We start from the raw sequence: 12,660 nt of genomic DNA, 5'->3' as shown, positions 1-12,660 counted from the left end.
AGGCGAGTTGGGGGAGTCCACGGTGGAAGCGTTGATGGGGATGGCGTTCTCGGCTGTCGGTACCGTCGCTTCGGGCGCGCTGTCCGGGGCCGGGGGCGAGTTCGGCAGACGGATGTCCGAGCGGCTCCATGAGCTGCTGGGCCGTTCGCGCGGCGGTGCGACCGTGCCCGTGCTGCCCACGACCGAGGGCGAGCGGGCCGCTGCGGTGGCGCAGTTGATGGAACTCGCCCGCAGCTCTCCCGCGTTGGCGCGTGAGGTGGGCGAATGGGCGCGGGAGGCCTCGTGGTTGGCGCCGCGTGCCGTGCCCGCCGTGGCGCCCGGGGCGTCCCGGCCGCGGATGCTGCCGCCGACCACACCGGTGTTCACCGACCGCGGCGACGTCCTCGACTGGGTGACCGGGCTGCTGGACACGGAGGGGCGGGCGGCGACGGCGCCCACCATCGCCGTTCTCACCGGGCCCGGCGGCATCGGCAAGACGGCCGCCGCCGTGCGGTGCGCGGCGGAGCTGGGCGAGCGGTTTCCCGACGGGTGGCTCTTCGCCGACCTGAACGGCGCCTCGGCCGGGACCGCCCTCGCGCCGTCCGACGTGCTCGCGCGGTTCCTTGAGGGGCTCGGGGTACCGGCCGCGATGGTGCCGGGCGACGAGGCACGGCAACGCGATCTGTACCGCGCCTGCACGGCCGACCGGCGCCTGATCGTCGTTGTGGACAACGCGCACAGTGACGCGCAGGTCGTTCCGCTGCTTCCGGCGTCGTCCGGGTCGCTGGTGCTGGTCACGAGCAGGCACCGGCCGGGGCGGCTGGTGAGCGAGTACGGGGCCCGGCCGCTGGCGCTGCGGCCGCTGTCGACGGACGACGCCGTGCGTCTGATCAGGCGGGTCGTCGGCGGTGACCGGGCGCCCGCGCCGGACGCGGTGGTGCGGGCCGTCGCGGAGGGCACCGGGGGCATGCCCCTCGCCGTGTGCACGACGGGCGCCAGGCTGGCCGTCCGGGAACATCTGACCTGGGAACGCGTCGCGCGCCAACTGTCCGGGACGCGCGGCCCCGACGAGGAGGGCGACACCATGGCCGACCCCGGTACGTCCGACCCCGTCCGGCTCGCCCAGGATGTCGCCTACGGCGAACTGACCCCGGCCTGCGCCGCGTTGTACCGGGCGCTCGCGGTGGGCAGCTGGCCGACGGTGACCGTCCCGCTGGCCGCGCAGGCCGCCGGTGTCGGGGAAGGCGAAGTCCGGTCGCTGCTGGAGGAGTTGGCGGGGGCGCATCTGCTGGAGGAGGTCGGTGAGGAGCGGTACCGCTTCCACGATCTGACCCGCGCGCACGCCCGTGGGCTCGCCGTCACCGAGGACGGCCCCCACCGCATGAGGGCCGCCGTCCGCCGGGTGGCGGTCGGGCAGCTGCGGTTCGCGGCGGGCGCCGACTTCCGTGTCATGCCGCTGCGTTGGCGCCTCGGCCCCGCCTACCAGCGCCTCACCCTGCCCGAGCAGCGTGACCCGGCCGACGGCAAGCGGGCCCTCGCACAGCTGCGGCTTGAACGGGAGAACCTCGCCGCCGTCATCCGGGCCGCCGCCCAGCACGACTGCGACGACCTCGTCTGGCAACTCTGCGAAGCCATGTGGGGGTTGCATCTGCTGCTCGGCTTCCACACCCAGTGGGTCGACACCCATCGGCTCGGGGTCGAGGCCGCGCGCAGGCACGCCGCCGAGTTCGGCGACCCGCGTTCCGTGGGCCGGATGTGGACCCAACTCGGCTTCGGGCACATGGGACTTGGCCAGGCCGACGACGCCCGGGACGCCTTCGAGCACGCCCGGACCGCCGACCGGGAGTGCGGACACCACCGGGGCGAGGCCACCGCCGTCGAGGCGTTGGGGCTGCTGAACCTCCGGACCTGGCAGTTCGAGGCGGCCCAGCGGTGCTTCGAGGAGGCGCAGGTGATCCTCAGCAGGATCGGTGAGGGTGAGGACGGCCGGGCCGATGTGCCGCGGGCCACCGCCCTGTTGGAGCACCACATCGGCCGCGCCCAGACCAGGCAGGGGCAGTTCCCCGCCGCTCTCACCCGGCTCAACGACGCCCTCGCCCGCTTCCGCGCCCTGCCCGGCGGCGACTCCTACAACGCGGGCCGCGTCTATATGAGCCTGGGCGACGCCCACTTGACGGCCGGGGACCCCGAACTCGCCCGCGTCTGCCTGGACTCGGCCGTCGACGCCATGACCGAGGCGGGCGCCGGACTCCAACTCGCCGACGCCGTCGAGGCCCGCGCCCGCTGCCACCGCCGTTGTGGCCGACCGGAGTTGGCCGCCGAGGATCTGCGGACCGCCGTCGCCTGCTTCGAGGAGACCGGCGACCAGCTCGCCCTGGCCCGCGTCCGCGCCCAACTCGCGGAATTGTGAGGGCCGTTCAGGACGAGGGGAGCGCCTCGACGGTGACGTGGTGCGTCGTGGCACCGGTCCGCACGCCGATCTCGGGGACGTCCGCCGCCCCGCCGTTCACCGTCCAGGCGTAGAACGCGGAGGCGTGGAGCGCCGGGTCGCACAGGTCGGGCCGTCCCTCGGCGTCCGGGGCGGCCGACAGCCGCACCAGCCGTCCGTCGCGGGTGCGGACGACGCAGCGGTCAGGGCCGTCGACGTAGGCGACCAGACCGCAGTGCGGATACCGGTCGAGCGCCTCCGCCGTCCAGGCGGCCGGTGGCCCGAGCCGCGGATCGGCCGCGTCCGCACGCCGGACGACGATGTCCGCGACGCGCAGTCGGCCGGTCTCCCGGGTCTCCTCGTCGACCACCGTGTGCGCGGCGTCGACCCATGCCGCCGGGTGCTCCGCCGGGTCGGGCTCGTCGCCGACGACGGCGTACCGGACGACGGTGACCTCCGGCGGCGCCGCGCTGATCGCCCCGGTCAGGACGCGGATCGGGGCGGTGACGCGGGCCGGGCGGAACGGCGGCAGGGGCAGCGGGTCGAGCAGCGCGGGCCGGCTGCCGGGCTCGGGGAGGTCCATGAGGCCGTAGAACAGGCGCCGGAGGAGCGTGGCCGACTCGCCCGGTGCGGAACTGGTCTGGTCCGTCAGCTCCTTGTACCGGCCGGGGTCGTGCGCGGCGACGGCCCGGTCGAGTTGGGCGCGGAGACTGCCACGCCGGTCCAACCGGGGTGCGGTGCGGCCGAGTTCGGCCACCGGGGAGTGCGGGTCCAGGTCCGCCTGCGGGAACGCCCCGAGCAGGACGGGCACGCCGATCGCCGCCGCGTAGTACGTCACGCTGGAGTGGTCGCCCAGGACGCAGTCGGCGGCGATCAGGGCCTGTCGCCAGCCGTCGAGGGGCGGGACCGTTTCGAGACCGGCGCGCTGTGCGCCGTCCAGCCAGGCGTGGACCTGCCCGGGGCCGTGGCCGTGCCAGATATTGGGGTGCAGGACGGCCGTCGTGCGGTACTCGTCGACCGGCAGCTCCGCCGCCAGCCGGGCCAGCAGCCACGGCAGCAGGTCGTCCGTGCCCGACTCCGCGTCGCCGCCCGCCCCGCCGAAGAGCGAACGCGGCGCCCACGTCGAGCTGACGACGATCAGCCGCTGCCCCGGCCCCACGCCCAACGCCCGCCGGAAACGGTCACGTTGGGGGAGTGCGGCGAGGATACGGTCGAAGCACGGGTCTCCCGCGAGCACGGCGGTGGGCGCCACCTCGGGGCAGGCCTCGCGCAGCCGGTCCACCTGCTCCGGATGGGACAGCACGGTGGCATCGGCGACCGGCCGGCCGTTCTCCAGCACCCATTCCCCCGACATCCCGAAAACCGGTGGCTGGTGGCTGGTGGCTGGTGGCTGGTGGCTGGTGGCTGGTGGCTGGTGGCTGGTGGCTGGTGGCTGGTGGCTGGTGGCTGGTGGCTGGTGTGGCCAGTCTCTTATTGTATCCGACGCCATGGGACAAGACGGTCAACTTGCCCTGGAGGGAGGTGAGTTCGCCGCCGTAGCTCGCGGACACCACCAGGTCGAACGTGGTGTCCTTGGCCTGCTCCCAGGGCAGCACCGGGAGCCCCGCCCGGGCCAGCAGCTCGGGCACCCCGGCGAGGAACGGCGAGGAGCCCGTGCAGGTGGCGAACATCTGCACCCGGAGGTCGCTGTGCAGCAGGGGGATGACGTCCAGCAGCCGGGTCGCTGACGTCACGTTGTGCACGACGAACAGGACCCGGTGACATCCCGTGCGGGTGACCCATCGCTCGGCGTCCTCGCCCACCGGTACCCGCAACCGCGCCGCCCCACCCGTCACCGTCGTCCGTCCCCCGTGCCCGAGCGTGCTGTCGCCGCTGCTTCGTCCGCCGTTTCCCTTGATGCTATCGGGGCGTACGGGGCGGGCCCGGAGTGCGGGGGTTCGGGCGGCGGCGCCCCCTGGGACCCGTTCCGTGGCCCCGTGTCACCGTTCCTGACCGGCGATAACCGGCCAGATCGCGGCGACGACCCGGCCCGGCAGCTGGGGGTCCTCGCCGCCGCCGCGCAGGTAGGAGGAGTAGAAGCTGCCGATCATCATGTCCGCGATGACCTGCACGTCGGTGTCCGGGTGCAGGGCGCCCTCCTTGCACAGCCGGCGGAGGGTGTCGATCAGGGGCTGCACGCGCGGGGCGACGGCGTGCCGGCGCACCAGTTCCACCAGGCCCGGGGTGACCTTGGCCTCGGCGAGGACGTTCCCGATGACGGTCATGCCGCGGCCGGACGCGCCGAACGGAGCGGCGTACTCCAGCGCCTTGCGCAGCGCCTCCGCCGGGGGCAGCTCCTCCAGCGGGGCGATGGGGTTGCGCTCCCGTTCCTCCTGGTAGTTGAAGTCGAGCGCGTCCACCACGAGGTCGTGCTTGTTGGCCCAGCGCCGGTAGACGGTGGGGCGGGTGACACCGGCGTCCGCCGCGATGTCACCGATGGTCATCCGCGAGTACCCGTCCGACGCGAAACGCTCGACGGTCGCCCGGAGGATCGCCTTCTCCACGGCCGGGTCGCGCGGCCTGCCGCGCACCTTGGCCTCGGCGCCGCTCGCCTTGTCGTTTTCGGCCATCTCGCGCATCCGATCAGAGTAGCTTGCCATTGCTTTACTTGACAGGCACGTAACGAAAAAAGGATGGTTGTTGGGTACACGGAGATTCGCGTCTGGAGGCACTGTGTCAACTCCCCCCACCGACACAGCACACGAGCCACTTCACCCGACGGCACGCCCCGCCTACCCGCCCTCACGCACCTAGCCGAGCAGGCGGACGGCCCGCCCGCCCCGCCGCCCCGCCGCTACTCCCCACCCCCGCTCCCTCCCTCCCTCTCCGGCCCACCGTGCCGGTGACGGGCGCGAGCCTCGACCGCGCCCCTGGCGACAGGGGCTCCAGCGTGCCAGTTCCCCACCGCGCCCCGGCAACGGGGCCCGGCGGAGCGCCCGGCCACGAGCGCCCCAACTCCTGTTGCCCGTAGGCGGGTTGCGGTGCGAGTGCCCCGTTGCGGCGCATGCACCCCGTGGCACGTGCGCGACGCGGTACGCACGGCCCCGCTGTCCGGCGTCCAGGTGCCTCCGCTCCACCCCGAGCAAGCCGTATGCCCCACCCCGCGTACGCCGTTCCTCCCACGTGACCCGCGCGCCCCACCGTGCGGGCCCCTCTCATGGAATGCCCCACCGCCCCACCTCCCCTGATGCCTCATGGAAAGTCGGTGAGAACTCGTGTCCTCGGTACCCGAGTCCGGTCCGTTCGTGGACGACGAGCAGGCGCGCGCCACGCTGTCCCTGCCGTCCGTCAGCGCCGCCCTGCCCGACAGCGAAGGCGGCCTGCTGGGCCTCGTCTCCACCGTCATGGACGGATACGCCGACCGCCCCGCCTTCGGTGAACGGGCGACGGAGACGGTGACGGACCCGGCGACGGGCCGGACCACCCTCCGGCTGCTGCCCCGCTTCGAGACCCTCAGCTACCGCGAGATCTGGGAACGGGCCGGCGCGATCGCCGCCGAATGGCGCGGCAACGACCAACACCCCCTGAACGAAGGGGACTTCGTCGCCCAGTACGGGTTCACCAGCGTCGACTACGCCGCCCTCGACCTCGCCTGCCTGCGGGCGGGCGCGGTCTCCGTGCCGTTGCAGTCGAGCGCCTCCCTCACCCGGCTGGCGCCCATCCTGGAGGAGACCCGCCCGCGCATCCTCGCGACCAGCGCCGAACTCCTCGACAGCGCCGTTGAGTTGGTGCTGCTGAGCGAGCCCAGGCCGCGTCTGGTCGTCTTCGACTACCGGCCCGAGGTCGACGAGCAGCGGGAGCGGTTCGAGGCCGCCCGCGCCCGGCTCGCCGACGCCGGGCTGAGCGCGATCGACGCCCTCACCGCCGTCACCGAACGCGGCCGCGCCCTGCCGCCTGTCGCCCCGCCCCCGTCGGCCGACGACGCGATGAAGCTGCTCATCTACACCTCCGGCTCCACCGGCGCGCCGAAGGGCGCCATCTACACCGAGTACATGCTGCGCTGCCTCTGGCTGGGCTGGGGCCCGGGCCGGGAGGGACTGCCCTCCATCGGCGTCAACTACATGCCGATGAGCCATGTGGCCGCCCGCGTCACCCTCTACGCGGGCCTGGGCCGGGGCGGCGTCTCGTACTTCACCGCGAAGAGCGACGCGTCGACCCTGTTCGACGACATGGCGCTCGTCCGGCCGACCCGGCTGCTGCTCGTGCCGCGCGTCTGCGACACGCTCTTCCAGGAGTTCCAGAGCGAAACGGTGCGCAGGGCAGGGGAGTTCACCGACCGGGCGGAGCTGGAGGCGGCGGTCAGGGCGGATCTACGCGAGCGCTTCTTCGGCGACCGGGTGGGTGAGTTGCAGTGCGGCAGCGCGCCGATAGCGCCGGAGCTGAAGGCGTTCGTCGAGTCCTGCCTCGGGCTGCCCATGAACGACTCCTTCGGCTCGACCGAGGCCGGCTTCGTCATGTTCAACTCGGTCGTGCAGCGGCCCCCGGTCATCGAGTACAAGCTCGTCGACGTCCCCGAACTCGGCTACCTCACCTCCGACCGGCCCTACCCCCGGGGCGAGTTGCTGCTCAAGACGCGAATGGCCACCCCCGGCTACTACCGGCGCCCCGAGACGACGGCCGCGGTCTTCGACGCCGACGGCTTCTACCGCACCGGCGACATCATGGCCGAGACCGCCCCGGACCGGCTCGTCTACGTGGACCGCCGCAACAACGTACTGAAGCTGGCCCAGGGCGAGTTCGTCACCGTCTCCCGCCTGGAGAGCCTCTTCGTCAACAGCCCGCTCGTCCGGCAGATCTACGTCTACGGCAACAGCCGGCGCGCCTACCTGCTCGCCGTGGTCGTCCCCACCGAGGACGCGCTTGAAGGCGCCGACAGCCCCGCCGCACTCCGGCGCGCGATCAGCGAATCGCTGCAACAGATGGCCCGGCAGGCGGAGTTGGAGCCGTACGAGATCCCGCGCGACTTCCTCGTGGAGACCGAGCCGTTCAGCATCGAGGGCGGCCTGCTGTCGGAGATCGGCAAGAACCTGCACCCCCGGTTCAAGGAACGGTACGGCGAGCGGCTCGAAGCCCTCTACGAGCAGCTCGCCGACGGCCAGGAGGACGCCCTGCGCGCGCTGCGCGAAGCGGGCCCGCAGCAGCCGGTGTTCGAGACCATCTGCCGGGGTGCGAGCGCCCTGCTCGGCTGCGCACCGGCCGACCTCGCTCCCACCGCCCGCTTCACCGACCTCGGCGTCGACTCCCTCTCCGCCCTCACCTTCTCCCGGCTGCTCCAGGACATCTTCGGCACCGAGGTCCCCGTCGGCCTCCTGCTCAGCTCCGGCAGCACCCTGCGCACCATCGCCGACCACATCGAGAGCGAGCGCACCTCGGGAGCCAAGCGCCCCTCGGTCGCCGGTGTGCACGGCCCCGGCAGCCCCGAGGCGCGGGCCGCCGATCTGACCCTGGAGAAGTTCATCGACGCCGCCACCCTGAGCGGCGCCGCCCAACTCCCGCGCCCCACAGCGCAGGACGCCGTACGGACGGTGCTGCTCACCGGCGCCAACGGCTACCTCGGCCGGTTCATGTGCCTGGACTGGCTGGAGCGGCTCGCCACCACCGGCGGCCGCCTCGTCACCGTCGTACGCGGCCGGGACGACGCGGACGCCCGACGCCGGCTGGAGAGCGCCTTCGACAGCGGCGACACCGAACTCCTCGCCCGCTACCGGGAGTTGGCCGACCGCCACCTGGAGGTGCTCGCCGGGGACATCGGGCAGGAACGCCTCGGGCTCGACGTCGCGACCTGGGACCGGCTCGCCGCCGACGTCGACCTCGTCCTCCACCCGGCCGCCCTGGTCAACCATGTCCTGCCCTACGACCAGCTGTTCGGCCCCAACGTCGTCGGCACCGCCGAGCTGATCCGGCTCGCCCTCACCGGGAAGCTGAAGCCGGTCACGTATCTCTCGACGGTCGGCGTGGCCAGCGACCTCGATCCGGCGCGGCTCGACGAGTGGGCCGACATCCGCGACGTCAGCCCCGTCCGCGTCCTCTCGGACGGGTACGCCACCGGCTACTCGACCAGCAAGTGGGCCGGTGAGGTCCTGCTGCGCGAGGCCCACCAGGCGTACGGGCTGCCGGTCACGGTGTTCCGCTCCGACATGATCCTCGCCCACCGCCGCCACACCGGCCAGCTCAACGTCCCCGACCTGTTCACCCGGCTGCTGTTCAGCCTGGTCACGACGGGGATCGCGCCGGGCTCCTTCTACCGCACGGGTCTGGCGGGCGAGCGGCAGCGGGCGCACTACGACGGTCTGCCGGCCGACTTCGTCGCCGAGGCCGTCAACACGCTCGGCGCCCACGCCACCGACGGCTACCGGACCTACAACGTCGTCAACCCGCACGACGACGGCGTCTCGCTGGACACGTTCGTCGACTGGCTGACCGAGGCCGGTCATCCGATCCGGCGCGTCGACGACTACGACGACTGGTTCGCCCGCTTCGAAACGGCCCTGCGCGCCCTGCCCGAGTCCCGCCGCCAGCAGTCGCTGCTGCCCCTCCTGCACGCCTTCGCCCACCCCGACGAGCCGCTCGCCGGCTCGATCATCCCGGCCGACCGCTTCGAGAAGGCGGTCCGCGAGGCGGGCATCGGCGACGACAAGAACATCCCCCACCTGTCCCCGGAGCTGATCACCAAGTACCCGACAGACCTGCGCCAACTCGGCATCCTGTAACGGCGGTTGAGCGAGGCGGCCCGGCATGCACGCGGGTCGCCCCGCTCAGGCGCGGTCGGCTCGGCCGGGGCGGGGGCCCGCCGGGACCGGTGTCCTCGTGGGGCCCCGGATGCGTCGGCGCGGAGGTGTTTTGCCCGGGGGTGGGGTGGCCGCTAGGGTTTCGGGAATGTCGAGGTCACGTGGAGAGCGGGTGCCGGCGGTGCAGCGGATCACCTCGCGCAACGCCCGCTTCCAGCAGTGGCAGGCCCTGCTCGGCAACCGGAACAAGCGCACGCGCGCCGGAGAGTTCCTGGTCCTGGGGGTCCGCCCGATCTCCCTCGCCGTGGAACGCGGCTGGCCCGTCCGCACGCTCCTCTACGACGGCGAACGCGAACTGTCCACGTGGGCGCGGGAGTTGCTCCGTTCGGTGCGGACCGAGCAGATCGCGATGGCCCCGGAACTCCTCATGGAGCTGGGCGAGAAGAGCGAGGCCCCGCCCGAGATCGTCGCCGTCGTGGAGATGCCCGCCGACGACCTCGCCCGGATCAGCGTCCCCGACGACTTCCTCGGCGTCCTGTTCGACCGGCCCACCAGCCCCGGGAACATCGGCAGCATCCTCCGCTCGGCGGACGCCCTCGGCGCCCACGGTCTGATCGTCGCCGGGCACGCCGCCGACGTCTACGACCCCAAGTCCGTGCGATCCAGCACCGGTTCACTGTTCTCGCTGCCCGCCGTCCGGGTGCCGTCACCGGGCGAGGTGATGGAGTGGGCCGACACCCGCCGGGCCGCCGGAACGCCGATCGTCCTGGTCGGCACCGACGAGCACGGTGACTGCGAGGTGTTCGACTTCGACTTCACCCAGCCGACCCTGCTGCTCATCGGCAACGAGACCTCCGGGCTCAGCAACAGCTGGCGCGGCCTGTGCGACTTCACGGTCAGCATCCCGATGGCCGGTGCCGCCAGCTCCCTGAACGCCGCGAACGCCGCCACCGCGATCCTCTACGAAGCTCTCCGGCAACGGATCGGCCGCCGGGCCACAACGACTCCATGAGCAGGTCAACTCCCCTCACGGTACGGGGTAGTTGGGCCTGGCCCGCGTTCGGCACTCCCGCCTAGGAACAGGCGTCCAGCACCTCGGAGGCCCGGACCAGCACGGCCGAGCGCGTCCCGATCTTCAGCCGCTCCAGGGTCGGCACCGGGGCCACCGGGATCTTGCGGCTGCGGTCGGTGACCGCGATCACCGCGTGCGGGGGCAGCACCGACGCGAGCGATCGCACCATGCTCACCACCGGCTGGTCGGACACCTGCCCGTCCCAGTGCGTCCGCTCCCCGTACGGCAGATCGGTCAGCACGACATCGGGCGCGGACCCGGCGACAACGGCGGCCAGCGCACCCGGATCGAAGACGTCCGCCGCGCGGAGAGTGAACGGCAGCGCACCGCCGTTCGCCGTCAGCCGTTCCCGCAGCCGACCGGCGGCCTGCGCGGCCTCCAGGTAGGAAGGCTTCGCGAACCGTTCGCTCTGCTCACGCCGTTCCCGCTCGCGTGCGCTCAGCCCGTCCGGGGAGAGCAGGGCGAGATTCTTGGCCGCGAGTTCCAGCGGGGCGGGGTCCACGTCGGAGCCGATCACCCCGCGCAGCGCGCCCCGGTGCAGCAGCCCCAGCACCGTCAGCAGGTAACCGCTGCCGCAGCACGGGTCCCAGAGCGTCACCGGACCGTTGACCGGAAGCCGGGCCAGCGCCCGTAGGAAGATCTCGGTCGCCAGCCGGACGGGGAAAGCGGGGAAACCCGGCGCGGAGTGGAGCACGACACCGCACGCCACATCGGAACTGTCGACCCGCTCCACGGCATGCCGGTACGCACTCACCTGAACACTCCCCGCTCTCCACTCATCCGGTCATCCAGCTGTCCGGCCCCTCACAACCGCCTCCGGCGCAGTCCCGAAGCGGTCATTATGCCGCGCTTCGGTGCGGCTCCCCGCCGCCGGACGGCCTCGTCGCCGCCGGGTCCGGGACGGTCGCCCCCGGTTCATGACAGCGGCCCCGACCAGCGAGTGTTCGCCGGTCGAGGCCGCGGACGTGGGGGGATCGTGAGGGGTGCTAGCTCGGCCGGGCGGGGTGTGTCACCACTGCTCGTCGTCCTGCCGGTTGTCGACCCACCAGCCGTTCTCGCAGACGCGGCCCTCGGGGTCGGTGTCGCCCTCCGCGCAGTTGCCGCTTCCGGTGGTCTCACCGTTGGGGCCCTGCCAGAAACTCGTGTAGTAGTAACGGCAGTTCGCCTGCGGTGCGGCCTGGGCGGCCGGGACGGTGGTCAGGGCGACTCCGGCGGCGCAGACCGCCACCAGGAGGGCTCGGACACGGGTGTGCGTGAGGCGCATGGGTCGTCCTTCGGTTCGGCGGCCGCCAGGGGCGCGGCCGGGCCAGAGGATGGTGGCCGACGGGGCGGAAGGGGTGACGCGGGCGCACGGCGCGTCACAGGGAGGGGGGAAGCCGGAGCGTTTCTGCACTGGGCCGACCGGCCGGATCGACCTCTGCGGCCCCACAGGTCCCACAGGTCTCACGGGTCCCAGAGGTCTCTTCGGGTCGGGGTCTTCCGGGCCTGGACAGCTCGGACAACTTCTTCTCTTCGCGCGTTTCGGTAGTGCGGGTCGGCGGGCTGCGGGATCGTCGTTCGTGAGCCCCGTCCGGGGCGTGCGGGGGGCTGGGCAGCGGGTGGAGAGGTGTCATGGGCGAGCGTGAGACGTGGACGACGGAGGAGTTCGGGGCCTCGCACGAGGGTGCGGTGGGGGTGCTGCTGGCCGACGGCACCGTTCCGCCTCCCGCCTTCTTCGGGATGATGTCGGGCACGGGCGGGTCGGAGATCTCGCAGTGGAGCGTCTACGACGGACGGTTCTCGCACGTGCCGAGAGCGGCGGCGCTGCGCGCGGTGTGCTCCTGCGGCTGGACCGGCGAGGAACGGCCCCTGGACTGGGACGAGATCGGCGACCGGGACTTCGGTGAGGCGGGTGATGACGCGGCGGACGCGTGTATGCGGGAGTGGGACACGCATGCCGAGGAGGTGGAGCGGTCGGCGGTGCCGTTGCCGGAGACGGTCACTGTGCTGTTGGGCCAACTGGAGCGGGAGATCGAGAAGTTGGCGAAGTCCTCGCCGCTGGCCGCGCTGCGGGCGGTTCGTCGGATGGAGGTCGTTGCTGTGCAGGTCGGGTACTGGCCGGCTCGTGAGGCCCGCTGGGACACGACCCCGGAGCAGGCCGCGGCGGCCCTGGGGCTCGATGAGGAGGCGGCTCGCAAGGTGATGGCCCGCTTCGGTCGCTGGAACCCTTACACGGGCTGAGTGGGCTGAAGCCCGGGTGGACTTCACGTCCGGTGGGCTTCAACTCCGTTGTGGGGCGGTTGACTTCGGGTGCGGCGCCGTGGGGGCTGGTCGCGCTCGCGCGGCGGAGCCGCATATTGACACAGCCCCGCGCCCCTTTCCGGCGTGCCGTGGGCCTGGGCAAGTGGTTTCCGGTGGGGGCTGGTCGCGCTCGC

Annotated in this window: 8 protein-coding genes; 4 read left to right on the top strand and 4 right to left on the bottom strand. The window is 72.7% G+C overall.

Features of this window, described 5'->3' with window-relative positions; genetic code table 11:
* Window positions 1-22 precede the first annotated feature (22 nt).
* Complete coding sequence (locus ACIQOU_RS14730) at window positions 23-2,389, top strand: tetratricopeptide repeat protein (RefSeq protein ID WP_401537060.1); 2,367 nt, start codon at window positions 23-25, stop codon at window positions 2,387-2,389.
* 7 nt (window positions 2,390-2,396) lie between these two features.
* On the opposite strand, the gene ACIQOU_RS14725 is transcribed toward ACIQOU_RS14730, so the two are convergent.
* Both ACIQOU_RS14725 and ACIQOU_RS14720 read right to left on the bottom strand, forming a co-directional pair.
* On the bottom strand, window positions 2,397-3,761 hold the full coding sequence (locus tag ACIQOU_RS14725) for a hypothetical protein (protein WP_401537058.1): 1,365 nt from the start codon (window positions 3,759-3,761) through the stop codon (window positions 2,397-2,399).
* A 625-nt stretch (window positions 3,762-4,386) separates the two neighbouring features.
* Window positions 4,387-5,025, bottom strand: a complete 639-nt coding sequence (locus ACIQOU_RS14720; RefSeq protein WP_401537056.1) for a TetR/AcrR family transcriptional regulator — start codon at window positions 5,023-5,025, stop codon at window positions 4,387-4,389.
* A 636-nt stretch (window positions 5,026-5,661) separates the two neighbouring features.
* Between ACIQOU_RS14720 and car the strand changes: the two genes are divergently transcribed.
* Entirely contained in the window at window positions 5,662-9,156 is a 3,495-nt protein-coding gene (car, locus tag ACIQOU_RS14715) for a carboxylic acid reductase (protein ID WP_401537055.1), read from the top strand.
* Between the two features lie 166 nt (window positions 9,157-9,322).
* Window positions 9,323-10,186, top strand: coding sequence for a TrmH family RNA methyltransferase (locus tag ACIQOU_RS14710; protein ID WP_401537054.1), 864 nt, complete (start codon window positions 9,323-9,325; stop codon window positions 10,184-10,186).
* Between the two features lie 61 nt (window positions 10,187-10,247).
* Here ACIQOU_RS14710 and ACIQOU_RS14705 read toward each other — a convergent pair whose 3' ends face one another.
* Together ACIQOU_RS14705 and ACIQOU_RS14700 are read right to left on the bottom strand one after the other, a co-directional pair.
* Complete coding sequence (locus tag ACIQOU_RS14705) at window positions 10,248-11,000, bottom strand: rRNA methyltransferase (protein WP_401537053.1); 753 nt, start codon at window positions 10,998-11,000, stop codon at window positions 10,248-10,250.
* Window positions 11,001-11,255: 255 nt separating this feature from the next.
* Window positions 11,256-11,510, bottom strand: coding sequence for a hypothetical protein (locus ACIQOU_RS14700; RefSeq protein WP_401537052.1), 255 nt, complete (start codon window positions 11,508-11,510; stop codon window positions 11,256-11,258).
* Between the two features lie 347 nt (window positions 11,511-11,857).
* On the opposite strand from ACIQOU_RS14700, the gene ACIQOU_RS14695 reads away from it, so the two are divergent.
* Complete coding sequence (locus tag ACIQOU_RS14695; protein ID WP_401537051.1) at window positions 11,858-12,466, top strand: hypothetical protein; 609 nt, start codon at window positions 11,858-11,860, stop codon at window positions 12,464-12,466.
* The last annotated feature ends 194 nt before the right edge of the window (window positions 12,467-12,660 follow it).

Source organism: Streptomyces sp. NPDC091279 (assembly GCF_044757465.1).
In the GTDB taxonomy this organism is placed as follows: domain Bacteria; phylum Actinomycetota; class Actinomycetes; order Streptomycetales; family Streptomycetaceae; genus Streptomyces.
The sequence above is the reverse complement of the archived record's forward strand: the minus strand, read 5'-3'. Positions and strand labels throughout refer to the sequence as shown.